Origin of the sequence: Arthrobacter glacialis, assembly GCF_002909445.1 — a bacterium.
Taxonomy (GTDB): domain Bacteria; phylum Actinomycetota; class Actinomycetes; order Actinomycetales; family Micrococcaceae; genus Specibacter; species Specibacter glacialis.
Window position 1 is genome coordinate 302,942 of sequence record NZ_PPXC01000005.1, and the last position, 26,810, is coordinate 329,751.

The window sequence follows — 26,810 nt, forward strand, 5'->3', positions numbered from 1 at the left end:
TTGGGAGTTGTTGCTTGGATAAAAATTAGGGCTTGTTGCCCAGCCGTGCGGACAACACGATGGTGGATTTCTCGAATTTCGCCAGGAGGCGCGTGAACTCTGCGCGGTCCGGTTCCGGCCAGCCGTCCAGGAGCTGGTCAACCAAACCATTGCCGGCCCGGACCAACGCAGCGGCAACTTTGTGACCGGCAGCGCTCAACTGCACCCGTTGCGCCCTGGCATCGGCGGGGTCGGCGACTCGCTCCACGAGGCCAGCGCTGGAAAGCCGGCCAACAATTTTGCTGATATTCGAGGCTCCGGTCACCATGCTGGTCGCCAGGTGGGAAGGTCGCAGTGGCCCGTTGTGCGAAAGCATGGTGATCATGGTGATGGCGCCTGGATCAAGGGCCACGCCTTCGCGTGCGGCCACTGCCGTGAGAAATTCCGGCGCCGTCCATTCGGCCAGCACGCGACTCAGTGAGGCGATGAGCGCGGCACTGTCAGCGGTGACTTGCGTGCTCTTGTCGTTGGAAAGCACTTTTCTCCTTAAACGGCCATGGATATAATGTCCTGAAGACAGTATATCGCTTAAGGTGTCGCAAGAACAGCACTGCTGTGCCATAGCGTTCTCGCAGCGGAAAACAATGCGGGGAGGCTCCGGCGTCGTCCACCCAGTGCGGTCAATGTGCGTGAGCTAGAGCATTCCGGTAAACTCAGGAGGTAAGACCCCCTTGACTGACTGCCTTCTTCAGCAATTGCAGAGGAAGGCCGGTGGTTTCCAAGGGGCATTTTCGTGCCCGGACACTGCACGGTGGAACAACCACCGGCCTCTGCAGTGCCCGGCTCAACTTATGAGCAAGGGGGAGGGTCCCATGCCAGCAATCGTAATCGTCGGCGCCCAGTGGGGTGACGAAGGTAAAGGCAAGGCCACAGATCTTTTGGGTGGTTTGGTCGACTATGTAGTGAAGCCCAATGGTGGAAACAACGCCGGGCACACAGTGGTCGTAGGCGGTGAGAAGTATGAGCTCAAGCTCCTTCCTGCCGGAATTTTGAGCCCCAACGCAACACCCATTATTGGCAATGGCTGTGTTGTGAATCTCGAGGCGTTGTTTGAGGAAATCGAGGGCCTTGAGGCCCGCGGCGCGGACACGTCCAAGCTGCGCATTTCCGCCAACGCCCACCTGGTGGCCCCGTACCACCAGGTATTGGACAAAGTCACTGAGCGTTTCCTGGGCAGCCGCGCCATTGGCACCACGGGCCGCGGCATTGGCCCGGCGTACATGGACAAGGTTGCCCGCCTGGGTATCCGGGTTCAGGACCTCTTTGACGAGTCGATCCTGCGCCAAAAGGTGGAAGGGTCCCTCAAGCAGAAGAACGAGCTGCTGGTGAAGGTCTACAACCGCCGCGCCGTGGAAGTTGACGAGGTGGTGGAGTACTTCCTGGCCTTCGCCGAGCGCGTGCGCCCCATGGTTATTGACGCAACGTTTGTGCTCAATGAGGCCCTTGATCGCGGCGAAGTAGTGCTCATGGAAGGCGGCCAGGCAACGTTCTTGGACGTTGACCACGGCACCTACCCGTTCGTGACCTCCTCCAACCCGACCGCCGGTGGCGCGTCAGTTGGTTCAGGCATTGGCCCCACCCGCATCACCCGCGCCGTGGGGATCATCAAGGCTTACACCACGCGTGTTGGTGCCGGCCCGTTCCCCACGGAACTCTTCGATGACATGGGCCTGTACTTGCAGACCACCGGTGGCGAGTTTGGTGTGAACACCGGCCGCCCGCGTCGTTGTGGCTGGTACGACGCCGTCTTGGCTCGCCACGCTTCCCGCGTCAACGGCTTCACGGACTACTTTGTCACCAAGCTTGACGTGCTGACAGGCATCGAGCAGATCCCCGTTTGTGTCGCTTACGACGTTGACGGTGTCCGCCACGATGAAATGCCCATGACGCAGACCGAGTTCCACCACGCCAAGCCCATTTTCGAGTACTTCCCAGGCTGGACCGAGGACATCACCACGGCCCGCACCCTTGAAGACCTGCCCGAGAATGCACGCAACTACGTGCTGGCGCTTGAAGCCATGTCCGGCACCCGGCTCTCGGCCATTGGTGTTGGCCCGGCCCGCGACCAGACCATCGTGCGCTACGACCTCATCAAGGACTAATAGCCACAGCCAAAAAGGCGTGTTCGACGGACGGAACCCAAGTTCCGGCGTCGAACACGCCTTTTGTTTTGCCCAGCTTTGCCACTCCCCGTGGTCTGCCGGGCACCAACACGACTAGGCTTGATGGCAGATGGTGTTGGCTGGTCGAAGGAGATGTCATGAAGGTCAGCGTTGGGCAGTTCAATCCGGGCGGCGAAGTTGCACAGAACCTCGCCACCATGCGCCGACTCTGCGTTGCTGCGGCACAGGAGGGCAGCAAGCTGATCCTGTTTCCGGAAGAAGCCATGTTCTCCGTGGGCCGGGTATCCGGGGACTTTGCCACGGCCGTTGACGCCCACTGGACCACCTTTGTACAGGGCATATCCATGATGGCCGCCGACGCCGGCATTGCCGTCATTGCCGGCGGCTATGAATCCGGTGGGGAAGCGCGCCCCTACAACACCGTTGTGGCGGTGGATGACGACGGCGGGATCCTAGGCACATACCGCAAGCTGCACCTTTACGATGCGTTCTCCTACCAGGAATCGTCAAGGATCAAGCCCAGTGACCGCGGCATCACCGTGGTGGACATTGGTGGATTCAAGGTGGGCCTGATGACCTGCTATGACCTCCGATTCCCCGAGCTGGCCAGGTCCTTGGCCGTGGCCGGGGCGGAGCTGTTGTGCGTTTCGGCGGCCTGGTTCAAGGGCGAGCACAAGGTTGATCATTGGGAGACGCTGCTGAAGGCCCGCGCCATTGAAAACACGTGCTGGGTTGCCGCGGCTGGAACCTCCAGCGATCACTGCATCGGCCATTCCGCGATCTTGGACCCCATGGGCATTCCGGCCGACTTCCTCAACGAAGAACCCGAAGGCATTGCCACAGCAGATGTCACGCACCGGCGACTAGAGGAAGTCCGCGAATTCCTGCCCGTTTTGCGCAACCGGCGTTTTGAAAGCAGCACATTGGTGGTCCCGGCGGGCTAAGTCACCGTTGACGAAAGATATCGCTGTGATTAGTGTCGGGACTAAGGGCAGGAGGAAATCATGAACGACTCCAAGATTTGGGCGGTGTTGGAAACCATGTTTCCAGTGGCGTTGGAAGACGTGCCGCTGGACGGGCAATGGCTCAAGCCACCGTTCGCCGATGACGCTGCCGGCCGGGCAGTTGTCTGCAATGATGGTGACTTTCAGTTTGTGGTGGTGGACCGTACCAACGGATCGGTGCGCTACGTCTGCGAGGACGACGAATCACTCATAGCGTCGTCTCTGGAAACACTGCCAAAGATTGTGGCTGCCTGGGGCGCCATTGACAGGGACACGGTGGGGCCCGAGGATGACGAGGACTTTTCAGCCGTCAAGAAGTCCTTTGAACAGCAACTGAAGGTGCTGGATCCGCCCGCTGCGGCGCCCAATGAATTCTGGGCCCTGTATGCCGAGGAACTCACCAGCGATGACTATGTGGATGTTGATGAGATCGAAGAAGACGACGACAGTGACTTCTTCGAAGAGGTGGAAGAAGTCCGCTCCGACGCTTAGTTCCCCGTGCGCGAACCGCCGTAACCTTCAGCCACATCTGCCCCCGCAGCCACTAGGCTCAAAGCATGGCTCAGCTTAACGACCCAGACGTGATCCGCCGGCTCCTGACTACTCCGGGCCGGTGGGCGGTGGTGGGCCTGTCCAACAATCCGTTGCGCGCTGCTTTGGGTGTTTCCCATTTTCTCCAGCAGCATCTTGGCCAGGAGATCATCCCCGTGAGCCTGAAGGGCGACGACGTTCACGGCGCCAAGGGCTACACGAAGCTTTCCCTGGTCCCCGGAACCATTGACGTGGTGGATTGCTTCGTCAATTCCAGCAGGGTTGGTGCCGTGGTTGATGAGGCCATTGCCGTTGGTGCCAAGGCTGTCTGGCTGCAATTGGGAGTTGTGGATGAGCAAGCAGCGCAGCGCGCCCTGCTTGCCGGGCTAGATGTTGTCATGGATACCTGCCCCAAAATCGAGTCAGCAAAGCTGGGCCTCTAAGCCGCAAGCCCCGAATCCCAGGAAGAACTGTATGCCTCGCCACCTTGACTATTCCCGCCACCAGGGCCGTTTGATTGCGCTTGTCATTCTTGTACTGGCGCTTGCCCTCGTGGCAACAGGCGTCTGGTGGGTGACTACCATGCCTTCCAGGCAAGCCAGTGTCACACCAGCGGGTCCGGCCTCTTCAGATCCGGCCGCTTTAGCTACTGCCGCTTCGGGTACTGCCCAAAGCACCTCGGCGAAAAGTGCCACGCCAAGCCCAACCTCAGCTCCGGCGTCGCCCATGCCAACAACAGCCCCCACCATCAATCCGGCAACCGGGCGCGTTGACACCTTGGATGGACTCGTCCCGGACTATGTGCTGCCGCCCATTGAAAACGGCATGGTTCCTGTGCTGACAAAGGTTCCCACAGAGCAAAAAGTGGTTTTCTTGACCATTGACGACGGCGCTGTGAAGCGGGACTCGGACCTGGCCTTGTTGGAGAAAAACAGCATCAAGGCCTCACTTTTTCTGGCCAACACGTTCGTTGCCGGGGATCCGCAGTTCTACAAGAAATACACTCAGGCCGGGCATCTGATTGAGAATCACACCATGAGCCACAACCTGGCCTTCATTCACCTGAGCTACGAACAGCAAAAAGCCGAAATTTGTGGCATGGCGGACTTTGCGGAACAGCAGTATGGGCGCCGTCCGGTGTTCTTTCGCCCGCCGGGCGGTCCCTACACGAACTCTGTCCGCCAGGCTGTGGCTGAATGCGGCATGAAAGCCGTGGTTGATTGGGAAACCAAGGCAAATTCCGGCGGAATGGACTATCAGGTGGGTGCTGGGCTGCGCCCCGGAGACATTGTGCTCATGCACTTCCGCCCGGAATTCCCGGCGGACCTTGACGCATTCTTGAAGGCTCAAAAGGCTGCCGGGCTCAAGGTTGTGCTGCTGGAAGATTACCTGGCCACGAAGTAGTCGGCAGCAGGTAGCGTTAACACCATGACGCGCATTGTTTACTACACGGCCTCAACGATCAATGGTTATCTGGCGGACCAGCACCACTCCCTTGACTGGCTGTTTGCCGTTGAGGGGGAGGAAGGGCCGGACATCGCCGCGTTCATGGACACCATGGGTGTTTTTGTGGAAGGCTCGTCCACTTACGAGTGGGTGCTCAAGCATGAGAACCTGCTCGCCGAACCGGCCAAATGGCGGCAGTTCTACGGCACCAAGCCCACCTACGTGTTCACCTCGCGGACCCTGCCCGTGCCCGAGGGGGCTGACGTGCGCTTCGTCAACGGCCCCGTTTCGGCAGCGCTTGAGGAGATCAAGGAAGCCTCCGGGGACCTCGACGTCTGGGTTGTGGGCGGTGGAGACCTCGCCGGGCAGTTTCTGGACATCAACGCCTTGGACGAACTCGTCATCACCCTGGCCCCCGCCACACTGGACGGCGGCGCGTTGCTACTGCCGCGTACCGTTGGCTCCGACAGGATCAAGTTGCGCAGCGCGGCGCAGCACGGCCCATTCGCCATGCTTCACTATGACGTTCTGCCGTCCGGCGGCGGTTCCTCCGCGGCCGGTGCCTCCGCGGCCGGTTCCTCCGCGGCCGGTGCCGGGCAGTGAGCCTGCGTGCGGCGGAGCTACGGGCTGCGGCGCTCGCATTGACCGGCTGCTTTGAAGACTTTCCCTTCGGTGAGGACATCAGCGTCTTCAAGGTCAGGGCGCCCAGCAGCGGCGGGGAGCAGTGGACAGCCAAGATTTTTGCGCTGGGCAATTTGGATGCCACGCCGCTGCTGATCAGTTTCAAATGTGACCCCGAGCTGGCGCCGGCCTTGCGCGCCGCCAACCCGGGAATCACCGCCGGCTACCACCTGAACAAGCGACACTGGAACACTGTGGACACCTCTGCCGTAGATGCGGTCATGGTGTTGGAGATGATGGAAGACTCCTACGATTTGGTGGTGGCGGGCCTGCCTAAGAAACAACAACTTGCATTGGAGTGGAGCGCATATGTCGTCAAAAGCTAGTCGCGGCACCCTTGACTACCCGTATCTGGGGCTGACTCGTTTGGTGGCGCAAAAGACCGCTGAGTCCGCGCACTGGCCAGCAGGGTTTGCCCATGTGGACAAGACCCTCGCCGTGGGTGCCGGGCAGGAGGCCTTTGTGGCGCTGACCGAGGGGATTATGACTTGGCAGATCCAGCGCCGGTCCGGCCTGCAGGTCAGCGCTCCGCCGCGCGCAGTGGCGGGTGCCACGGTGGTGAGTGGATTTGGCGTGGGAAACCTTCGCCTCCCGGTGCCGTGCGAGGTGGTGTGGGCCATGGAACCGTGCACCGTCCAAGGCCCCGATGGGTCTGACATTCAGATGGCCGGCTTTGGCTACGGCACCTTGCCGGGGCATCCGGCGCTGGGTGAGGAGGCCTTTATTGCCATGAAGACCTTCGACGGCGGCGTCTACTTTAGGCTGTTGGCCTTCAGCAAGCCGGCTGGACTCATCTACGCCTTGGGCTCCCCGGTGACCAAGCTGACCCAGGCGGGCGTCACCCGATCCTACCTGCAGGCTGCCCGTGGACTGGTGGGCGGCTTCTAGAGGCTCTTCACCTCGCGGGCTAGTGGGGCGTAACAATTCATCGGACATAGGACATCCACGTTTGGCATGGATAACATGGACTAGCCGTTCGGTGAGGTAAGTCACATGCCCTAGTTCTGGGGCCGCGCGGATCCGTCTTCCTTCTTGAGGAGTATTTGATGCGCAAACTAACCATTGCCGTGGCCGTTTCGGCCCTAGCGCTTGCCGGGGCGGTGGTTCTTCCTGTGGGTGCTCAATCGGTTCAGGCGGCAGCCTTGCCCACGGCTGTTGCACCCGGCGCCTATTCCCTGACCAACGTTTCAACCGTAAAGAACCTCCACGTCAACGGCGTCTCCATCTCTACCGGAGCCAAGATTGTTGAGGATGCCCCGCGGGGAACTGCCGGCCAGTCGTGGTGGGTGGCGCAGACTGCCCCCGGTGTGTACAAGCTCAGCAGCAACAACAGCGGATTGTGCCTGCAGGATGCAGCAACTGCCGGAGCCGCACTGACACAGGAAAACTGTGCCGAAATGCCCAGTCAGCGCTGGCGGATGACCGCCGGGGCGGACGGCTACACACTGGTCAATGTTGCTTCGGGGCGGGCCGCAGATGTTGCCGATGCGGCGGCGCTTGATGTGGTTTCAAATGTGGCAGGAGCTGCCGCCACTCAACGCTGGGCGCTGGCAAAGAACAGCATCACCCGTGTCACGGCATGGGGAACAGCCTTAACCGATGGTGGCCCGTCGCTGACGGACAAGACCATCCGCATGGTGGTCCGGCCCAACTTGGCCGGCAACGCGCAGCGGATCACTTTGTCCAACCGTTTTGGCACGGCACCACTGGTGGTCGGCTCGGCAACTGTTGGCTATCAGGGCACCGGGCTCACAGCCACGGCAGCCCCGTCCGCGTTCAAGTTTGGCGGTGCCACCACAGTCACCATCCCCGCCGGTGGGGAGGTTGTCAGCGACGCGTTGAACGTGCCGGTGAAGACCGACACCAACCTGTTGGTCAGCGTTTTTGTTTCCGGGACCATTCCGGTATCCACCTATCACAACCTCGGAATCGTCTCCAACGGCATTGCTGACGGCAACCACGCTGCGGACACCGCCAACGCCAGCTTCACCCAGGGAGCCTCGCAGTATTTCTTCCTCAAGGGCATTGACGTCATTTCCGCAACGGCGAAGGGTTCCACGGTTGCCTTGGGGGACTCCATCACCGACGGTTGGGGGTCCAGCACCAACGGATTTAACAACTGGCCGGCGCAGCTCGCCGACAAGATCAACGCCCGTGATTCGTCCATCGCCATGGTCAATGCAGGCATCAGCTCCAACCGGGTGACCTTTGAGGCTGGCGGTGCCAAGAACCGAGGCATGGCCGCCACCACGCGGTTCGCCTACGACGTGGCCGCCGTTCCTGGCGTGACATCCGTGTTCCTTTTTGAAGGCATCAATGACATTCCCGACGGCGCCAACAGCGATCGCCTGATCGCGGGGTACCGCAACATCATCGCGCAGGCGCGTGCCGCAGGATTGAAGGTGTACGGCGCCACCATGACACCCACCAAGGGTGTGGCCTCCTTCACCGCAGCCCGCGAAATGGTGCGCACCACCACCAACAACTGGATCATGACCAGCGGAGAGTTCGACGCCGTGGTGGACTTCTCCGCGGCGGTCGCCGACCCGGCCGATCCCGAGCGCATCCTTCCCGTCTACGAGAGCGGCGACAAGATCCACCTGAGCGTTGCCGGGTACGCGGCACTGGCCAAGGCAGTTGACGTTGCGCCATTCACCCAGGCGTTCGCGCCAGCGGCGACAGGCCCGGCGGTTGCAGTTGCAGCCGGTTCTGCGGCATTGATCACTGGTTCGGGTTTTGCCGGCGGTGAGGAAATCAGCTTTGCCGGTGGTTGCGTGGCAGTTCCGGCCACCGTCAAGGCCAACGCGGCCGGGGTTTTCGCGGCCAACGTCAGCATCGCGGCAAGCTGCCCCGCTGGCACTGTCACGGTGGCTGCAACAGGTGCCGTCTCAAAGGCGCCGGTGGTGGTGACGTTTGCCGTGACCGCCGCCCCGACGGTTGATCCCACTGTTGATCCCACTGTCGCGCCGACTGTGGCTCCCACCGCCACCCCGACTGTTGGCCCTACGGTGGCTCCCACTTTCACAGCGACGGTCGCGCCGACTTCCGCTCCTTCGGCCCCGGTGGTCGGTGAGCCCACCGTTTCATTGAGTGGCACCTCGGCGGTTGCCGGAGGTGAGTTGACGATGACAGGAAGCAACTTTAAGCCGGGCACTACTGCTACATTTACCTTGCATTCGGACCCTGTTGTCTTGGGAACCGCGGTGGTGGCCCCCAACGGCGTCGTCACATTGACGGCGAAGCTGCCAACCGCCGTTCCCGCCGGTGTGCATACGCTGATCATTACCGGCACCGATGCGAATGGTGAAACAGCTGAAACCAGCGCCGAGTTGACGGTTGCCGCAGCTGTTGGCACGGCATCGGCAACTGGCGCATCCACAGCCAGCACCACCATGGCTGGAAACCAGAGCGTCAGCCACCAGGCTGGCAATAACCTGGCCACGACAGGTGCAGGAACCACCCCGTTTCTGCTCGGTGGCCTAGCAGTCCTGCTGGCCGGTGCCCTGTCGGTCGTCAGCCGACGCCGGAACTCTTCCCACGCCTAATCGGCGCAACACACCGACTATCCAGAATATGAAACCCCGGTCATCTCTCGTGAGATGACCGGGGTTTTGGGTTCCTCGGGCGCGTGGGCCCAGGATCGAGAAACGTCCTCCCCGCTGAACGGGCAGTAGTTGTTGATGTTTTTGAAAAACATCAACAACTACTGCCCGTTCAGGATTGTTGCTGTGCGGAGGCCGGCAGTTCCGCTATGCTGAGCGGCGTCGGCGGGCGGTTGTCAGCAGGATGAGCATGGCTCCGGCCAACAAAACGATGCCTGATCCGGCCAGCCACGGCAGGGCGTCAATTCCGGTCTTCGCCAGCGGTGCTGCCGGGGAGGGCTTGACTGTGGCGGCTGGTGTCGGGATGGTGATGGCTGGTGTCGGGCTCGTCACGAGGGTGAACTCCTTGGCGTTGCTGCCAGCCACGTTCGTTGCGGTGATCGTGAACTCAGCCGAACCAGCCGCCGTGGAGGTTCCGGCGATGGTGCCTGTAGCGGCATCCAGGGTCAGCCCTGCGGGCAGCTCGCCTGCGGAGACAGTGAAGGTCAACGGTGCGGTGCCCGTTGCCTCAAGCTTTGCTGAGTAGGCAGTGCCGACCGTTGCGCCAGCGAGCGATTCGGTGGTGATGGCTGGTGTCAGGCTGGTGGTGATCGTGAATTCTTTGGCGTTGCTGCCTGCCACGTTGGTTGCGGTGATGGTGAACTCGACAGAACCGGCTGCGGTGGGTGTGCCAGTGATGGCGCCTGTTGCGGCATCCAATGAAAGTCCTGCGGGCAGCTCGCCCGTGGAGACAGTGAAGGTCAGCGGTGGGGTGCCCGTTGCTGCAATCGTTGCTGAGTAGGCCTCATCAACCGTGGCGCCGACGAGGTCTTCGGTGGTGATCGTCGGTGCCTGAACGGTCGTGATGGTGAACGCCTTGGCGTTGCTGCCCGCCGCATTCGTGGCGGTGATGGTGAAGGTTGCGTCACCGGCTGTGGAGGGTGTTCCCGTGATGGCGCCTGTTGTGGTGTTCAGGGTCAGCCCGGTGGGCAGGCTGCCTGTGGTCACGGCGAAGGTGATGGGACCGGAGCCGGTTGCAGCAATCGTGGCCGAGTAGGCCGTACCTACTGTGGCACTGGCTAGGGAGGTGGTGGTGACGACAGGCGGCGACATCTCGATTATGACGGCCAACTTATTGTCGGCGCGGGTGGCGTAGACAGTGTTGGTGGCCGTGTTCAACGCAATGGAACGAGTGTTCGAGCCCAAGGCGACTGTGCTCGCCACCGTGTTCGTGGCGCCGTCGACCACCGACACGGAATTGCCGGTTGAGTTCGCGACGAAGACGGTATTCCTGCCTTCATCCACCTGGACTTCGAACGGGTCCAGGCCCACTGCAATCGAACCAACTACCGTGCGGTTCGCGCCGTCGAACACAGTAACCGTGTCTTGTCCGAGGCTGGTGGTGTAAACCATGTTCGTGGTCTCGTTGACGGCAACCCCAAACGGGGTCATCCCAACCGGCACGCCGGCCTTGATCGCGTTCGTGACGCCGTTTATTTCAAATAGACGGCTGCTGTTGTAGTCGACCGCGTAGATGGTGTTCGTGGTTTCATTCACTGCAACCGCGCTGGGTGTTGTTCCCGGGCCCGTGGGGAGGATTGCCACCGTGCGCGTTCCACCGTCAATCACCGAGATCGAACCGCCGGTATTGGCGATATAGGTTTTGTTCGTTGTCTCATTCACTGCCATGGCGTAAGGGAAAGAATCGACCTGGAAGGATCCAGTCGCTAGACCGGTTGCCGCATTGAACTCCACTACGGTGTTGCCATTCGGGTTGGCGAGGTACAAGCTGTTCGTGACTGTGTTCAAGGCAATCGCAACTGGTTGACCCGAGGGAGGCAGGAGCGCGGGAAAAGAAGAAACCACCGTTCCGGTGACAGTGTCGATCACAGACACCGTGTTGCTGGTGGTGTTGGCAACGTAAGTCTTGTTCCGGGTTGCGTCCACCGCCACACTCGTTGGATCGGATCCGACAGAGATGGTTTTGGTTAATTCATAGGTTGACGGCGCAGCCTGGGCCGGCAATGGCACGAGGGCTGCGAGCACGACGGCGCCCGCCACCGCCAATGCGGAAAATCGGGGCAACGACAAGCGACGGGTTCTCATGGGGCTCCTGAGCAGTGGTGAGTGAACCCACAGCGGGCCGTTCTAATACTAATGTACGATTCACGCCCCTCGTCAGGCTTGAGTCCCAACATGTCAACGAGAAGAACCCCGGCCAGCTCAATGAAGAGGTGACCGGGGTTCGTCTCGATGTGGGTGCTAGCCGAAGTACTTCGGCAACGTGCCCTCATGTGCTTCGCGGAGCTCGTCCAGCGGGGTGCTGAACAAGCCCTGCAGATCCAAGGCGCCGCCGGCTGCGTCAACAACACCAATGCGGGCAACCGGGAAGTTCCGGGCCGTGCACATGTCGTTGAAGCGAACCTCTTCGCTACGGGGAACGGACACAATGGCCCGGCCCTGTGTTTCGGAGAACAGCAGAGTGAAGGTGTCAACGCCGTCGCGCTGGGCAACCTCATCCAGGGCCACGCGGGCACCGGTGTTGAAGCGCAGTGCCGACTCCACCAGGCCGGCTGCAAGGCCACCCTCGGAGAGATCGTGTGCGGAGTCGATCATGCCGTCGCGGGAAGCATTGATCAGGATTTCGCCCAATTCACGCTCGCGTTGCAGGTCAACCTTCGGCGGGAGGCCGCCCAGGTGGCCGCGCATGTTGGCCCACTCGGAACCATCCATCTCATCAGCCGTGGTGCCCAGCAGGTAGATGGCCTGGCCATCTTCCTTCCAGCCCGACGGCGTGCGGCGTGCCACGTCGTCGAACTTGCCCAAAACCGCAACAACAGGGGAGGGGTGGATGGGCGTGGTGCCCGTCTGGTTGTACAGCGAGACGTTGCCACCGGTGACCGGGATGCCCAGCACCATGCAGGCGTCGGACAGGCCGCGGATGGCTTCGGCCAGCTGCCACATGACATCGGGATCCTCGGGGGAGCCGAAGTTCAGGCAGTCGCTGACGGCCATGGGCACGGCGCCGGAGGTGGCCACATTCCTGTAGGCCTCAGCCAATGCCAACTGGGCACCGTTGTACGGGTCAAGGTAGGTGTAGCGGCCGTTGGCGTCGGTGGCCAGGGCAACGCCCAAGCCTGTTTCTTCGTCCACGCGGATCACACCGGCGTCGTCCGGGAACGCCATGGAGGTGTTGCCACCCACGTAGCGGTCGTACTGGTTGGTGATCCAGTCCTTTGAGCACATGTTCGGGGACGCAATGAGTTCCAGCACTGCTGCCTGCAACTCATCGGCGGTTGCCGGGCGGCCAGCATCCTGGACGGAACCAGTGAAGGAGTCGGCCTGGAGGGCGTCCTGCCATTCCGGGCGGGCGTACGGGCGGTCGTAAACTGGGCCGTCGTGTGCCACGGTGCGCGGGTCGACGTCAACAATGACTTCGCCTTCCCACTTGATGATCAAGCGGCCGGTGCCGGTCACTTCGCCGAGCCAGGAGTACTCCACGGCCCACTTTTCCATGACAGCTTCAAACGCCGCCATGTTCTCAGGCGTAACAACGGCCATCATGCGTTCCTGCGATTCGGACATGAGGATCTCGCCCGGGGTCAGGGTGGGGTCGCGCAACAGGACGGAAGTCAGTTCAACTTCCATGCCGCCGTCGCCATTGGAGGCCAGCTCGCTCGTGGCGCAGGAAATACCTGCGGCGCCGAGGTCCTGGATACCTTCAACCAAGGAGCCCTTGAACAGTTCCAGGCAGCACTCGATCAGGATCTTCTCGGCGAAGGGATCGCCCACCTGCACTGCGGGGCGCTTGGAGGGCTTGGTGTCATCGAAGGACTCCGAAGCCAGCACCGAAGCGCCGCCAATGCCGTCGCCGCCGGTGCGCGCACCGAACAGAACAACCTTGTTGCCCTTGCCGGACGCGTTGGCCAGGCGGATGTCCTCGTGGCGCATGACGCCAACGGCCAGGGCGTTAACCAACGGGTTGCCTTGGTAAATGGCGTCGAACACCATTTCGCCGCCAATGTTCGGCAGGCCCAGCGAGTTGCCATAGCCGCCAATGCCGGCAACGGCACCATGCATGACCCGGGCGGTGTCCGGGTGGTCGATGGCGCCGAAACGCAGCGGATCCATCACGGCCACCGGGCGCGCGCCCATGGAGATGATGTCACGGACAATGCCGCCGATGCCTGTTGCGGCACCTTGGTAGGGCTCAACGAACGACGGCGAATTGTGGGACTCGATCTTGAACGTCACGGCCCAGCCGTCGCCCAAGTTGGTGACGCCGGCGTTCTCGCCGATGCCCACCAGCATGTCCTTCTTCATTTCCTCGGTGACCTTTTCGCCAAACTGGCGCAGGTGGTTCTTGGAGGACTTGTAGGAGCAGTGCTCGCTCCACATGACGGAGTACATGGCCAGCTCGGCGCCGGTGGGGCGGCGGCCCAGAACCTTCACGACGTCGTCGAACTCGTTTTGCTTCAGGCCCAGCTCGGCCCAGGGCAGTTCAACATCGGGGGTCACGGCTGCGTTGGCAACGGTGTCGATATTGAACTTCTTGGCTGACTCGGTAGTCGAGGTCTCAGACATTTATTTGCCTCCCAGAAGCGTGTTCAGGACAGAGGTGAAGAATCCCAATCCGTCGGTGCCGGTGTGGCCGGGGCCGTAGCCGTTTTCGATGGCGTGCTCGGGGTGCGGCATGAGGCCCACCACGTTGCCTGCGGCGTTGGAGATGCCGGCAATGTCGCGGCGCGAACCGTTCGGGTTGGTGCCAACGTAGCGGAAGGCCACCCGGCCCTCAGCCTCGAGGGCGTCAAGGGTCTTCTCATCAGCAATGTACTGGCCATCCTGGTTTTTCAACGGGATGGTGATTTCGGCGCCTGCTGCGTAGGCGTTGGTCCATGCGGTGGAGTTGTTCTCCACGCGCAGGACCTGGTCGCGGCACAGGAACTTCAAGTGATCGTTCTTGATCATCGAGCCGGGCAAAAGGTGCGCCTCGGTGAGGATCTGGAAACCGTTGCAAATACCCAAAACAGGCAGCTTGGCAGACGAGTTGGCGGCATCAACGATCTGGCCCATCAACGGCGCAAAACGGGCGATGGCGCCGGCGCGCAGGTAGTCGCCGTAGGAGAATCCGCCGGGGATGACCACAGCATCAACGTCACCAAGGGTGGTGTCGGCATGCCACAGGGACACGGGGGTGGCGCCTGAGGCGCGCACTGCACGGGCGGCGTCGCGGTCATCCAGTGTTCCGGGGAACGTGACAACGCCGATCCGTGCCCCTGCCAAACGGGAATCGACGGGGGCCAGAGTGGCCCCGCCAATCAAGGGGGTTTCAGTCATGGCTAGTCCGCCACTACTTCAACGTTGACCACGTCTTCGATGACAGGGTTGGAAAGCATGGTCTCCGCGGCATTACGGGCCTGCGCCAGGATTTCTTCTGTCACCTCGCCGTCAACAAAAAGTTCAAAGCGCTTGCCCTGGCGCACAGCGGAAAATGCTGTGAAGCCCAAGCGGGGAAGAGCGCCAACAATGGCCTTTCCCTGCGGGTCAAGGATTTCGGGTTTGAGCATGACATCGACAACGATCCGGGGCATCCGGGGACTCCTGATGTGAAAAAGGGGTGGCCACGGATTGCCGTCTTACGCCGTCTTTTGGGTCAGGAGGTCAAGACCTGAAAACCGGTGATTCGAAGCGCTCCGCGAGCTTGCCTCTCCATTCTACGCAAGTGTTTGCGAACTCCAGAATTTGCGTGGCGCACGTCGCATCTGGGCCTCGGCGGTTTCTGAACCTATCCGTGTGTAGAGGACTTTTAGTGGTTGCCCTGTGATTGGGCTCACGCTAGGGTTGTGGGATGTTCCATGTCTGATGAGTCACATTTCAGGCGGGGACCGTTCGTGTCATGGCGAAAGCTATGCGGCCAATGACGGCCGCTATGAAAGGACAACATGAAATCCACCGACACCCACCGCCGATGGAAGAAGCCCCAGGTAGCCATCGCCGCCGGAGCGCTTGCCGCCACGCTGCTGACCAGCATGATCACCCCTGCCGTGGCAGCCGGGGAATCAGTTCCCCCCACTGCCCCAGGCAGTTACGCCGAGCAGGTTCTGGCAAAAAATGGCGACAACGCCATTGACCCGGTGCTCGGCGCCAACTACCGTATCCCTGCTCTGGCCCACTTGGGCGACGGCGTCGTCCTGGCTTCCTACGATGGGCGGCCCTATGGCGGCGACTCGCCCCAGCCGAACTCCATCATCCAGCGCCGCAGCACCGACAATGGCAAGACGTGGGGTGCACCCACTTACGTGGCCCGCGGTCAGATGCCCGGCGCGGGCAAGCTCGTCTACGGCTTCAGCGACCCCAGCCTTGTGGTTGATGAGGAAACCGGGGATGTCTTCAATTTCTTCGTGTACTCCAAGGATGTCAGCTTCCAGGCCGGCGGTTATGGGAATAACGACGCGGACCGCAACATCACCAGCGCCGCCGTCGCTGTTTCCAGGGACAAGGGCCTGAGCTGGTCCATGGACCCGGCCAACATGCCCGTGCTTCCTCCCGCCAACTACGCGCCCGGCTCCGCATTTGCCGGCTTTGACGGTCCGCTGATCACCGACGTGGTCAAGCCTGCGGGCACCACGGTGGGTGCGCAGAACAACGTTGAGGGGGTTGCCGGCGTCTTTGCCGCCTCAGGAGCGGGCATCCAGCTCAAGTACGGTGCCCACAAGGGCCGCCTGGTCCAGCAGTTCACCGGCAAGGTCAAAAAGGCCGATGGTTCAACCCCCTACCAGGCCTACAGTGTCTTCTCCGATGACCACGGCAAGACCTGGCAGCGCGGCGCGTTCACGGGCACCGGCATGGATGAAAACAAGACGGTCGAGCTCTCCAACGGCGACGTCATGATGAACTCCCGCGCCAGCAGCGGCGGAAACGGCGGGCGAAAGATCGCCATTTCCAAGGACGGTGGCGCAACATACGGCCCGGTTACCGTGGACACCCGCCTGAGTGACCCCGTCAACAACGCGTCCATTTCGCGCATGTATCCGCAGGCCGCGCAGGGATCCGACGAGGCCAAGATGCTGTTGTTCTCCAACGCCAACAGCACCTCGGGCCGCCAGAACGGCACCATCCGCTACTCCTGCGACGACGGCGCCACCTGGAGCGCAGGCCAGCAGTTCAAGGCCGGCGCCATGAGCTACTCAACAGTCGCAGCACTGGGCGACGGCACCTTTGGTGTCTTCTACGAGGGCGACAACAACACCATGACGTTCGGCAGGTTCAACGCCGAATGGCTCGGCATCGAGTGCGGCGTCGAGCTCACCGCCAAGGCCGTCACGGGCGCCAACGGCGCAACCGTGCAGGCCGAACTGACCCTGGTGAACGGCAGCGAGAAGACCATTACCGGAGCCAAGGCCAGCTTCGCAGCGCAGAACGCCTGGACCTTTGGCAGCTCGGCGTTCGCCGACGTCGCCGCGGGATCCTCGGTCACCGTCACCGTCCCGGTGACCATCCCGGCCAGTGCCAAGGCAGGAAACTACAACGTCACGGCCAAGGCCAGCTATGGCACCAGCGAATTCAGTGCAGTGGTTCCCGTGACCGTCACCGGCGGTGCCGCACCCACGCTGGGCCTGGGCGTCGTCGGCTCGCGCACGGACGAGACCCGCGACCTTGCCGCCACGCCCTACACGGTTGGCGAAAAGCTCCCGTACCAGTTCGCCGTCACCAGCCTCAGCAATGTCACCTCCAATGTGGCCCCTGTTGCGGGCAACTTTGACCCGTTCCTGCCCCCGGCCGGCGGTAACTGCCGCTGGAACAACCTGGCCATGTGGGCCAACTACACCTGTGGGACGCCCCGCCACGCTGTGACAGCCGATGAACTGGCCCATGGCTTCTTCGTTCCCCTGACCACCTGGTCCGTCACCAGCACGGGCCTGGACAGCAAGACGTTCACCATCACGGGCAGCGAAGTTGACCTGCTGCTGCGCAACCCCGAACTGTCGGCCACCGTGGCCGCCGTGTGGAACGACACCGACGGCAACGGCCTGGCCGGCGCCGGCGACACCGTCACCACCACCCTCACCGCCACCAACTCAGGCAACGTCACCCTGACAGGGGTTGCCGGGCTCGGCGCCGAACGCGGCACCTTGGCCATTGGCGCGTCAGCCACCTTCACGGAAACCCGTGAACTGACGACGGGGGAAATTGCCGCAGGTGCCGTGGCGGAGCGTACCGTTGCGCTCGCAGCAGTCAACGGCGCCAAGGATGCGGCACAGGACGTCGTCGTGCAGGCAGTAGAGCTGCCCGTGCTCCCGGCGATGCCTGACTTTGAGCCGTCCGCCGAGCGCGTGCAGCTGAAGGGCCAGCCTCCCGTTGACCTTGGCATGAACACCGGCAAGTACACTGTCGGCGACACCGTCACCATCAAGAATGTCCCCGCCAATGAGTGGGCCTACGTGCACATGAACCAGCACGGTGCCCGCATTGGCTGGTTCCTGGCTGATGCCCAGGGGGCCGTCACCTTCACGGTTCCGGAGGGAACCAAGAATGGCAAGGATGCCCTGGTGGTTTCGGACCGGAACGGGGTGTTCCTGTCATTTGGCAACTTCCACGTAACGCCGTAGGAGGCTCCTGACCCCGCCCCCGCGCCACTTCGGCGCAGGGGCGCGAACAGGTGCAGTTGAGGGGTGGATCCGCCGTTGGCGGGTGCACCCCTCAACTGATTAACGCGGCTGGGCAGGCAATTTGGCTGGCAGCGCGTCCCGTTGCGTCCCATTCCTCGTGTGACTGGACAGACAATGACGCTTTGCAGTCGGTAAGCGGCGTGATCTGTCCACTGACCAGCCAGTCAGGGGGCCAATAGCCTCCCCTCACAATCTCAGGCGGTAACAGTGGTGCATTGATGTGACACATATCCCATTAGTTATGGATAACACGCTAGTGTGGGGTAGGTCATCCTATGTCCGAGGTCCTGGGGTCAAGGGATGTTGATGCAGTGCATGCAATTTTTTGATGGCCAGCTTGGCCACTTGAGAGGAATCGATGAAATCCACCGATACGGTGCTCCGCTTCGCGCGCGGGCACAAGGCAGCTACCGCGGGGGTGTTGGCCGCCGGGTTGTTTGCATCCATGATGGGCCCGGCTTTCGCGCTGGCTACGGCCCCGCAAGCTGCTGCAGCAGTCGGCTCCTATGCCGAACAGGTCCTGGCCACGCCCGGCGACATGGCCACTGTCCCGAACCAGGCCTGGTACCGCATCCCGGCCCTGGCCGACTTGGGCGGCGGCGTGGTTTTGGCCTCCTACGATGGCCGTCCCGACGGCGGCGACTCGCCTTCCCCCAACTCCATCATCCAGCGCCGCAGCACCGACGGCGGGCAGACCTGGGGTGCCCCCACCTTTGTTGCCCGCGGCCAGGTTGGCACGGGCGGAAACCTGCGCTACGGCTTTAGTGACCCCAGCTATGTGGTGGACAAGATCACCGGCAGCGTTTTTGCGTTCTTCGTATACTCCAAGGACCAAGGTTTCCACGGAAGCACCTTTGGCGCTGACGACGCCGACCGCCAGGTGGTCAGTGCTGCCGTTGCCGTTTCCACGGACAAGGGTTTGACCTGGTCCATGGACCCGGGCAACATGCCCACCCTGCCGGTGGCTCCAAACTATGCTGCGGGCTCCAAGTACGCCGAGTTCGACGGCCCCCTGGTCACCGACGTGGCCAAGCCCGTCGGAGATGCGACTAACATTGGCGGCGTGGCTGGCTTGTTCGCCGCCTCAGGCGAGGGCATTCAGCTGCAGTACGGCCCCAACAAGGGCCGCCTGATCCAGCAGTTCACTGGCAAGGTTAAGCAGCCTGCCGGCGGTACTGACATGCGTTCATACAGCGTCTACTCCGATGACCACGGCAAGACGTGGAAGCGCGGCGCCTTTGTAGGTACCGGCATGGATGAAAACAAGACCGTTGAACTCTCCAACGGCGACGTTATGCTGAACTCCCGCGCCAGCAGTGGCGGCAACGGCGGCCGCAAGGTGGCCATCTCCAAGGACGGCGGCGAGACGTACGGTCCGGTAACCATCAACACCGTTTTGCGCGACCCGGTCAACAACGCTTCCATTGCGCGCATGTACCCGAATGCGACTCAGGGTTCGGCAGAGGCGAAGATCCTGCTGTTCTCCAACGCCAATGCCACCTCCCGTACCAACGGCACCATCCGCTACTCCTGCGACGATGGTGCAACATGGAGTGCCGGCAAGCAGTTCAAGGACGGCTACATGGCCTACTCCACCGTGACTGCGCTCAGTGACGGCAAGTTCGGCCTGCTCTACGAGGGCAACAGCAACGCCATCACCTTTGGCAAGTTCGACGCCGATTGGCTGGGTGTTGATTGCATTGGCACCATGACTGCGGCGCTCACCGCCGCCAACACCTCGGGCGCCAACGGTTCTACCGTTGATGCATCACTGACAGTGACAAACAATGGCACCGAAACTCTCTCCGGCGCCGTTGCTTCCATTACGGTTCCTGCGCCAGGCGCAAGTGGCAAATACGCAACTAACGCCGGGTGGACTCTTGGCACAGTTGCTGTGCCCGATGTGGCTCCCGGGGCTTCCGCGGTGGTCAAGGTTCCTGTTGGCATTCCCAGTTTCGCTAAAGTCCGGGAAGCCACCTTTAACGCCAATGTAAGCCAAGGATCGGTGAAGGTGACAACAACTGTCAAGGTTGCGGTTACCGGTGGCGCTACTGACACCGTCGTCGATCTCGACGGCACGGGCTTGCTGAGGGCACCGCTGCGCGATGTGGCCACCACCCCTTATGCGGTTGGGGACAGGGTTGGCTATAACTTCCAGATCCGGAATCTCGGCAATATTGCAGCTGAAATTTTCCCCACAGCCGGTAATTTTGATCCACTGCGCCGCACCACTGAGGGTGGCAGCACCAATACCGGAAACTGCCGCTGGGGTTCTCTTCCGGTTGGTGAAGGTTACACCTGCACTACCCCCGAGCATGCAGTGACGGCCGAGGATTTGGCAAACGGCTTCTTTGCTCCTCTGACCACGTGGAAGGCCACAGCTGGGGCCCTTACCAAGAGCTACACCATCACTGGTGCGGAAGTTGATCTGCTGGTCCGCAAGCCGTCACTGACTGCGACCCACACCGCCGGTGCGCTGGTGGATGTTGATTCAAGCGGCTTTGCAAGCGTGGGCGACACCGTCAGTTACACCTCGGTGGTCACCAACAACGGCAACGTTAAGGTCTCTGGTGTCACAGGGGCAGGTGCAGAAAGCTTTGACCTCGCTGTGGCAGAAAGCAAGACCATCGCCTCCGTCTACACCGTCACGGCGGCGGATGTTACTGCTAACAATGTTGCGGCCAAGGGCCTTGTGGTCAGTGGCAAGAACGGTCAGAAGATTGCGGCAACCTCAGTGTCCTCTGCAGCCGTCAAGGCCTGCGGGGACGAGCTCTGCGGTGCCGAGCCTCCCATGGTGAACCAGATCGCCAAGAGCAGTCTCCGCATTGAATCCGTATCCTCCGAGCAACTGACGGGTGAACCCGCCCCCAGTGGACCGGCAGCGGCCCTGATCGACGGCAGTCCCGAAACGTACTGGCACACCAGGTGGACCGGCACGCCCGCTGTATTCCCGCACTCGGTTGTCATCGACCTGGGCAAGAGCCACCATGTCTCCGGTTTTGAGTACACCCAGCGCCAGAACGGATCCAACGGCCGTATCAAGGACTACGAGATCTTTGTTTCGGACAGCCCCACGGAGTTCGGCACCAAGGTCGCCAGCGGTGCGTTCACGGCCGCCCTCGAACGCCAGCGCATCACCATTGCCGGCAACAAGGCCGGACGCTACGTCAAGCTGGTTGGCCTGACCTCAATCGCCAGCAACGACTTTGGTGGCGGCGCGGAAGTCAACATCGCGGGCCTGCCCGCGATCCCCTCGGCTGCTTCAATCACCGCTACACCCGGCTCGGTTGAGGCTGGCAATGACATCTCGGTCTCGCTGACAGCCTTCCCGGCCAGCAGCGCCGTTGTGTTGACGCTCGACGGCGGCGCCTCCTTGGGCAGCGTCACCACCGACGCTGCCGGCAAGGCCACCAAGACCGTCACGGTTCCGGCAGGCACGCCTGCTGGCAACCGGACGGTAACGGCTACATCCGGTGCTGTTACAGCTACAGTGACTTTGGTTGTCACGGCACCCGCGCCGGTGCTTTCAGCCACCATCACGGGTGCACGCAACGATGCAGCGCGCGACCTGACGGCCAACCCGTACATGGTCGGCCAGGAATTGCCGTACAACTTTGTTGTCAAGAGCACCTCCAATGCCGTCACCACCGTCTTCCCGACTGCCGGCGAATTTGCCGGCTTCAACATCGACGGGACGCCCAACTGCCGCTTCCGCAACGTCCCGGCACTTGGGGGCTACACGTGCACCTCGGCCAAGCGCGTCATCACCGCTGACGATGTTGCCAAGGGCTTCTTTGTCCCTGTGACCAAGTGGAGCGTTGAAGGAACCGGCGCCGCAACCGTCAACTACACCGTCACCGGTGGCGAAGAGGATGTTTTGATCCGTAAGCCGTCTGTGGCTGTGAGTGTTGCTGCGGGTGTTCTTGAGGATAAGGATGCCAGTGGTTTTGCCAGTGTGGGTGATGTTGTGAGCTTTGCTGTGACTGCCAGGAATGACGGAAACGTTGCTTTGACGGGTGTTTCCTTGCCTGGCACCACGGGTGCTGGGGCTACCTTGGCTGTTGGTGCCAGCACTGTGGGGACGCTGAAGCACACGGTGACCGCTGCTGATGTGACTGCCAAGCAGATTGCTGCGGTTTCTGTGGCGGGTGCTGCAAAGAATGGTGTCAAGGATGTTGCCAAGACGGGTACCGGTGTTGCGTTTGCTTTGACGCTGGCTCCGGAACCGACACCGTCGGCCACTCCCAGCCCGTCTGGAACACCGTCAGCGACACCGACGGCCTCGCCGTCCGCCACACCGTCAGCGACGCCATCCGCAACGCCGTCGGCAACACCGACAATGAGCCCGTCAGCAACGCCGTCGGCAACACCGACAATGAGCCCGTCAGCAACGCCGTCGGCAACACCGACAATGAGCCCGTCAGCAACGCCGTCGGCAACACCGACAATGAGCCCGTCAGCAACGCCGTCGGCAACACCGACAATGAGCCCGTCAGCAACGCCGTCGGCAACACCGACAATGAGCCCGTCAGCAACGCCGTCGGCCACGCCGACTGCGTCGACTCCGGCAACCACGGCTCCGGCAACTGTTGCGCCGTCCGGTTCGTTGAGTGATGACACGGTTTCTGTTGGTGGATCGTTGACGGTTACCGGCAAGAACTTCAAGCCGGGCACCACTGCCACGTTCACGCTGCATTCGGATCCGGTGGTTTTGGGAACGGCGGTGGTTGGTGCTGATGGCACGGTGTCCTTGACTGCCAAGGTGCCGGCGAATGTTCCTGCCGGTGCCCACACCGTGGTCATCTCAGGAACTGGCACCAACGGCCAGGCTGTTGAAGTCAGCATCGATGTAGAGGTAGGTGGCAGCAATGTCACCGCCAGCGGCGCGGCAACAACCTCGGCAAGCTCCGCGCCGTCGGACTCCCTCGCCAACACAGGAGCCAATGGCGCCCTGCTGGGCGGGCTTGCCATGGCCCTTGTCCTGGGTGGCTTGGTCCTGTTCGGGGCAACTCGACGCAGGGCAGCCAATCACTAAGACTGCCTAGCACCTTGGGGTGGGTTTCGGAAGATCGTTTCCGAGGCCCACCCCAAGACGTTTAAGTACAACGACGCCAGCCCGTAACCGAATGCACGATTGCCCGCAGTCGGCGTAACAGTTGGAAGATATCTTCTTAAGTGATCCATAACACGCTACTGTGTTGTAGGTCATCCTATGTCCTAGGTTGTGGGGCGCCTTTCGTGGGGTGCGTGCTTGTCCGAATTTGACGGCCGTTGCCGGCCACCGAGAGGAATCGATGAAGTTCACCGATAGGAAAAGCCGCTCCAAGAGCAGGCACGTGGCTGCTGCGGCAGGAGTGCTCGCAGCTGGACTCCTGACGTCCATGATGGGCCCTGCCTTCGCCCAGGAAGCCGCGCCGGCCACCGCAACATCTGAGGCCCCCAGCTACACAGAGCAGTTTTTGGCAAAGAGGGGCGACAATGCCATCAGTGCATCCCTTGCGCCCTTCTACCGGATTCCGGCCCTGGCCGACTTGGGTGACGGCGTCGTTCTGGCTTCCTACGACGGCCGCCCGAACGGCGGAGATTCGCCGGCACCAAACTCCATCATCCAGCGCCGCAGCACCGACGGCGGCAAGACCTGGGGTGCCCCCACTTTCATTGCCCGCGGCCAGATCGGCTCGGGCGCAAACTTGCAGTACGGCTTCAGCGACCCCAGTTATGTTGTGGACAAGGAGACCGGAAATGTCTTTAATTTCTTTGTCTACTCCAAGAATCAGGGGTTCTTTGGCAGCGTTCTGGGCACTGACGACAGTAACCGCAACGTCACCGGCACGGCACTGTCCGTGTCCACCGACAAGGGCCTGACCTGGTCCACCGACCCGAGCAACATTCCCACGCTTCCCGCGCCGCAGAACTATGCACCGGGTTCCAAATACGCGAACTTTGACGGCCCCTTGGTCACCGATGTGGTCAAGCCCGTTGGTGTGACAGTTGGCGCCGTCAACAACGTGGGCGGCGTAGTGGGTCAATTCGCCTCTTCCGGTGAGGGCATCCAGCTCAAGTATGGCGTGCGCAAGGGGCGGTTGATTCAGCAGTTCGCCGGCCGTGTTCGCAACGCTGCAGGCACTGAAGTCATCCAGGCCTACAGTGTGTACTCCGATGACCACGGCCAGACCTGGAAAAAGGGTGCCGACGTTGGCAGTGCCATGGATGAGAACAAGGTGGTGGAGCTCTCAAATGGCGATGTCATGCTCAACTCCCGTGACAACGCTGGCGGTGGCGGACGAAAGGTTGCCATCTCCAAGGACGGTGGCGAAACTTGGGGACCGGTAACCTACAACTCCGCCCTGAAGGATCCGCGTAACAACGCCTCAATTGCCCGCATGTACCCGAACGCCCCGCTCGGCTCGCAGCAAGCGAAGGTGCTGTTGTTCTCCAACGCGAATGCTAGTACCCGTTCCAACGGCACCATCCGCTACTCCTGCGACGACGGCGCCACCTGGAGCGCCGGCAAGCAGTTCAAGTCCGGCTACATGGCCTATTCCACCGTGACAGCCCTCAGCGACGGCACCTTCGGCTTGCTCTACGAAGGCGACAGTGAAAACATCGTCTTCGGCAAGTTCAACGCCGAGTGGCTCAACCCGTTCTGTGGTGCGCAGGTAACCGCCCCGGCCATGAGCGGTGCCAACGGTACAACTGTGCAAGCACAGATTTCCGTCAAGAACATTGGCGACACCGTCCTTGAGGGCAGCACGGCTACGTTCGCCCCCCAGGCTGGTTGGGTGTTTGGTTCAGTTGCCGTACCCGCTGTTGCTGTTGGCCAGACGGCTCAGGTGACCGTTCCCGTGAGCATTCCCAGCTACGCCAAGGCAGGCACCTTCAACCTCACTGCAAAAGTGTCGGTTGGCGAAGAATCAGCATTGGGCAGTGTTCCTGTCACCATCACCGGAGGCGCAAGCACTAACATCGTGGGCCTTGTTATAGAAGGTTCAGCAACTGACAATGCCCGCAACCTTGCAACCAATCCCTACGCCGTTGACAGCTTGGTTCCCTACCAGTTTGTGGTGAACAGCCTCAGCAATGTCACAGCTGCTTCAGTGCCGGTGTCAGGTAACTTCACACCCTTTATTCCTGCGGATGGAGCCGGCAACTGCCGATTCTCTGCCGTGAATGTATGGGCCGGTTACACCTGTTCCACTCCCAAACACAAGGTAACCGCTGCTGAACTGGCGGATGGATTCTTTGTCCCATTGACTACATGGCAGGTAACAGGCACGGGCGCAACAACTCAGAACTACACCATCAAGGGCGATGAAGTTAACCTTGTCGACCGCAAGCCGTCTGTTGCTGTGACTGTTGCTCCTGGTGTTTTTGAGAACAAGGATGCCAGTGGTTTTGCCAGTGTGGGTGATGTTGTGAGCTTTGCTGTGACGGCAAGGAATGACGGAAACGTTGCCCTGACGGGTGTTTCCCTGTCTGGTGCCACGGGTGCTGCGGCTACCTTGGCTGTTGGTGCCAGCACTGTTGGGACGTTCAAGCACACTGTGACGGCTGCTGATGTGACTGCCAAGCAGGTTGCCGCTGTTTCTGTGGCTGGTGTTGCAAAGAACGGTGTCAAGGATGTTGCCAAGACGGGAACGGGTGTTGCGTTTGCTTTGACGCTGGCTCCGGAACCGACCGCTCCGGCGACGACCGCTCCTGCCACGACTGCTCCCGCTACGACGGCGCCTGCTACGACTGCTCCGGCCACCACAGCCCCGGCTACGACTGCGCCTGCTACGACTGCGCCTGCTACGACGGCGCCTGCTACGACGGCGCCTGCTACGACTGCGCCTGCTACGACTGCGCCTGCTACGACTGCGCCTGCTACGACGGCGCCTGCTACGACTGCGCCTGCTACGACTGCGCCTGCTACGACTGCGCCTGCTACGACGGCGCCTGCTACGACTGCGCCTGCTACGACTGCGCCTGCTACGACTGCGCCTGCTACGACGGCGCCTGCTACGACTGCGCCTGCTACGACTGCGCCTGCTACGACTGCGCCTGCTACGACGGCGCCTGCTACGACTGCGCCTGCTACGACTGCGCCTGCTACGACTGCGCCTGCTACGACGGCGCCTGCTACGACTGCGCCTGCTACGACTGCGCCTGCTACGACCGTTCCGGCAACGACTGCGCCGGCAACGACTGCGCCGTCCGGTTCATTGAGTGATGACACGGTTTCTGCCGGTGGTGAGTTGACGGTGAATGGAAAGAAATTCAAGCCGGGCTCCACGGCAACGTTCACGCTGCATTCGGATCCTGTGGTTCTGGGTACGGCTGTGGTGCGTGCTGACGGAACGGTTTCCCTCACAGCCAAGCTGCCGGCAAATGTTCCTGCCGGTGCGCACACAGTGGTCATCTCAGGAACTGGCACCGGTGGCGAGGCTGCCGAAGTCAGCATTGCCGTGACCATTGCTGCTGTTGATGGCGCCGCGACCTCCAGTGCCTCCGCTTCGCCAACCACTGCGTCATCAACCACTGCTGCCGCAGCGGCTGATGGTCTGGCAAACACGGGCTTCGGCCTGCTGCCGCTGGGCATGGTTGGCGGCCTGCTGCTCCTGTTAGGCGGCGTGCTGGCCGTGCGCAAGATTTCCATCCGAGGTGCCCGCCACTAGCAAGTAGCGGTCCCTTAAGCACAGGAAGCGGGGTTGTTGGTGCCACCGGCGCCAACAACCCCGCTTCTTTTATGGCCGG

General features: G+C 61.7%; 17 protein-coding genes. 12 read left to right on the plus strand and 5 right to left on the minus strand.

Translation table 11 applies throughout. From position 1 onward, the window contains the following. Positions 1 to 25: 25 nt before the first annotated feature. A complete protein-coding gene (locus CVS27_RS08805) occupies positions 26 to 517 on the minus strand; it encodes a MarR family winged helix-turn-helix transcriptional regulator (RefSeq protein ID WP_165788096.1) in 492 nt (163 codons plus the stop codon). Between the two features lie 334 nt (positions 518 to 851). Between CVS27_RS08805 and CVS27_RS08810 the strand changes: the two genes are divergently transcribed. From CVS27_RS08810 to CVS27_RS08850, 9 genes are all read left to right on the plus strand, one after another. Next, positions 852 to 2,141, plus strand: a complete 1,290-nt coding sequence (locus CVS27_RS08810; protein WP_103465347.1) for an adenylosuccinate synthase — start codon at positions 852 to 854, stop codon at positions 2,139 to 2,141. Between the two features lie 158 nt (positions 2,142 to 2,299). Continuing rightward, positions 2,300 to 3,106, plus strand: a complete 807-nt coding sequence (locus CVS27_RS08815; RefSeq protein ID WP_103465348.1) for a carbon-nitrogen hydrolase family protein — start codon at positions 2,300 to 2,302, stop codon at positions 3,104 to 3,106. A 60-nt stretch (positions 3,107 to 3,166) separates the two neighbouring features. Continuing rightward, complete coding sequence (locus tag CVS27_RS08820; RefSeq protein WP_103465349.1) at positions 3,167 to 3,658, plus strand: SUKH-4 family immunity protein; 492 nt, start codon at positions 3,167 to 3,169, stop codon at positions 3,656 to 3,658. A 65-nt stretch (positions 3,659 to 3,723) separates the two neighbouring features. After that, entirely contained in the window at positions 3,724 to 4,140 is a 417-nt protein-coding gene (locus CVS27_RS08825; RefSeq protein ID WP_103465350.1) for a CoA-binding protein, read from the plus strand. A gap of 283 nt (positions 4,141 to 4,423) precedes the next feature. Beyond that, on the plus strand, positions 4,424 to 5,101 hold the full coding sequence (locus CVS27_RS08830; RefSeq protein WP_243400103.1) for a polysaccharide deacetylase family protein: 678 nt from the start codon (positions 4,424 to 4,426) through the stop codon (positions 5,099 to 5,101). A gap of 24 nt (positions 5,102 to 5,125) precedes the next feature. Then, a complete protein-coding gene (locus tag CVS27_RS08835) occupies positions 5,126 to 5,746 on the plus strand; it encodes a dihydrofolate reductase family protein (RefSeq protein ID WP_103465352.1) in 621 nt (206 codons plus the stop codon). Further along, the gene (locus CVS27_RS08840) at positions 5,743 to 6,150 is read left to right on the plus strand and encodes an MmcQ/YjbR family DNA-binding protein (RefSeq protein WP_306418486.1); all 408 of its coding nucleotides are present in this window, start codon (positions 5,743 to 5,745) and stop codon (positions 6,148 to 6,150) included. The genes CVS27_RS08835 and CVS27_RS08840 overlap by 4 nt, the downstream gene beginning before the upstream one ends. After that, the gene (locus CVS27_RS08845; protein WP_103465353.1) at positions 6,134 to 6,712 is read left to right on the plus strand and encodes a DUF1990 domain-containing protein; all 579 of its coding nucleotides are present in this window, start codon (positions 6,134 to 6,136) and stop codon (positions 6,710 to 6,712) included. Before CVS27_RS08840 ends, CVS27_RS08845 begins: the two co-directional genes overlap by 17 nt. A gap of 158 nt (positions 6,713 to 6,870) precedes the next feature. After that, positions 6,871 to 9,369, plus strand: a complete 2,499-nt coding sequence (locus CVS27_RS08850; protein ID WP_103465354.1) for a GDSL-type esterase/lipase family protein — start codon at positions 6,871 to 6,873, stop codon at positions 9,367 to 9,369. Between the two features lie 204 nt (positions 9,370 to 9,573). Here CVS27_RS08850 and CVS27_RS08855 read toward each other — a convergent pair whose 3' ends face one another. The 4 genes from CVS27_RS08855 to purS all read right to left on the minus strand — a co-directional run bounded on the left by CVS27_RS08855 (position 9,574) and on the right by purS (position 14,996). Next, complete coding sequence (locus tag CVS27_RS08855) at positions 9,574 to 11,511, minus strand: YncE family protein (protein WP_103465355.1); 1,938 nt, start codon at positions 11,509 to 11,511, stop codon at positions 9,574 to 9,576. A gap of 156 nt (positions 11,512 to 11,667) precedes the next feature. Beyond that, on the minus strand, positions 11,668 to 13,989 hold the full coding sequence (gene purL / locus CVS27_RS08860; RefSeq protein WP_103465356.1) for a phosphoribosylformylglycinamidine synthase subunit PurL: 2,322 nt from the start codon (positions 13,987 to 13,989) through the stop codon (positions 11,668 to 11,670). Continuing rightward, entirely contained in the window at positions 13,990 to 14,742 is a 753-nt protein-coding gene (purQ, locus tag CVS27_RS08865) for a phosphoribosylformylglycinamidine synthase subunit PurQ (RefSeq protein WP_103465357.1), read from the minus strand. It abuts the gene before it with no gap. A gap of 2 nt (positions 14,743 to 14,744) precedes the next feature. Beyond that, positions 14,745 to 14,996, minus strand: coding sequence for a phosphoribosylformylglycinamidine synthase subunit PurS (purS, locus tag CVS27_RS08870; RefSeq protein ID WP_103465358.1), 252 nt, complete (start codon positions 14,994 to 14,996; stop codon positions 14,745 to 14,747). Positions 14,997 to 15,347: 351 nt separating this feature from the next. Between purS and CVS27_RS08875 the strand changes: the two genes are divergently transcribed. The 3 genes from CVS27_RS08875 (at position 15,348) to CVS27_RS08885 (ending at position 26,731) form a co-directional block, all read left to right on the plus strand. Then, positions 15,348 to 18,014 carry an exo-alpha-sialidase gene (locus tag CVS27_RS08875; RefSeq protein ID WP_103465359.1) on the plus strand — a complete coding sequence of 889 codons (2,667 nt, stop codon included), beginning with the start codon at positions 15,348 to 15,350 and terminating at the stop codon, positions 18,012 to 18,014. Positions 18,015 to 18,432: 418 nt separating this feature from the next. After that, the gene (locus CVS27_RS08880; protein WP_103465360.1) at positions 18,433 to 23,109 is read left to right on the plus strand and encodes a discoidin domain-containing protein; all 4,677 of its coding nucleotides are present in this window, start codon (positions 18,433 to 18,435) and stop codon (positions 23,107 to 23,109) included. A gap of 259 nt (positions 23,110 to 23,368) precedes the next feature. Next, entirely contained in the window at positions 23,369 to 26,731 is a 3,363-nt protein-coding gene (locus CVS27_RS08885) for a sialidase family protein (RefSeq protein ID WP_103465361.1), read from the plus strand. Positions 26,732 to 26,810: the final 79 nt, after the last annotated feature.

What these genes read in the sequence shown, in the direction of transcription:
- CVS27_RS08885 (WP_103465361.1), top strand. Translation starts at nt 23,369, where the DNA reads ATGAAGTTCACCGATAGGAAAAGCCGCTCCAAGAGCAGGCACGTGGCT.
- CVS27_RS08820 (WP_103465349.1), top strand. Translation starts at nt 3,167, where the DNA reads ATGAACGACTCCAAGATTTGGGCGGTGTTGGAAACCATGTTTCCAGTG.
- purQ (WP_103465357.1), bottom strand. Translation starts at nt 14,742, where the DNA reads ATGACTGAAACCCCCTTGATTGGCGGGGCCACTCTGGCCCCCGTCGAT.
- CVS27_RS08875 (WP_103465359.1), top strand. Translation starts at nt 15,348, where the DNA reads ATGAAATCCACCGACACCCACCGCCGATGGAAGAAGCCCCAGGTAGCC.
- CVS27_RS08850 (WP_103465354.1), top strand. Translation starts at nt 6,871, where the DNA reads ATGCGCAAACTAACCATTGCCGTGGCCGTTTCGGCCCTAGCGCTTGCC.
- CVS27_RS08855 (WP_103465355.1), bottom strand. Translation starts at nt 11,511, where the DNA reads ATGAGAACCCGTCGCTTGTCGTTGCCCCGATTTTCCGCATTGGCGGTG.
- CVS27_RS08810 (WP_103465347.1), top strand. Translation starts at nt 852, where the DNA reads ATGCCAGCAATCGTAATCGTCGGCGCCCAGTGGGGTGACGAAGGTAAA.
- CVS27_RS08815 (WP_103465348.1), top strand. Translation starts at nt 2,300, where the DNA reads ATGAAGGTCAGCGTTGGGCAGTTCAATCCGGGCGGCGAAGTTGCACAG.
- CVS27_RS08825 (WP_103465350.1), top strand. Translation starts at nt 3,724, where the DNA reads ATGGCTCAGCTTAACGACCCAGACGTGATCCGCCGGCTCCTGACTACT.
- CVS27_RS08880 (WP_103465360.1), top strand. Translation starts at nt 18,433, where the DNA reads ATGAAATCCACCGATACGGTGCTCCGCTTCGCGCGCGGGCACAAGGCA.
- CVS27_RS08835 (WP_103465352.1), top strand. Translation starts at nt 5,126, where the DNA reads ATGACGCGCATTGTTTACTACACGGCCTCAACGATCAATGGTTATCTG.
- purL (WP_103465356.1), bottom strand. Translation starts at nt 13,989, where the DNA reads ATGTCTGAGACCTCGACTACCGAGTCAGCCAAGAAGTTCAATATCGAC.
- purS (WP_103465358.1), bottom strand. Translation starts at nt 14,996, where the DNA reads ATGCCCCGGATCGTTGTCGATGTCATGCTCAAACCCGAAATCCTTGAC.
- CVS27_RS08830 (WP_243400103.1), top strand. Translation starts at nt 4,424, where the DNA reads ATGCCAACAACAGCCCCCACCATCAATCCGGCAACCGGGCGCGTTGAC.
- CVS27_RS08845 (WP_103465353.1), top strand. Translation starts at nt 6,134, where the DNA reads ATGTCGTCAAAAGCTAGTCGCGGCACCCTTGACTACCCGTATCTGGGG.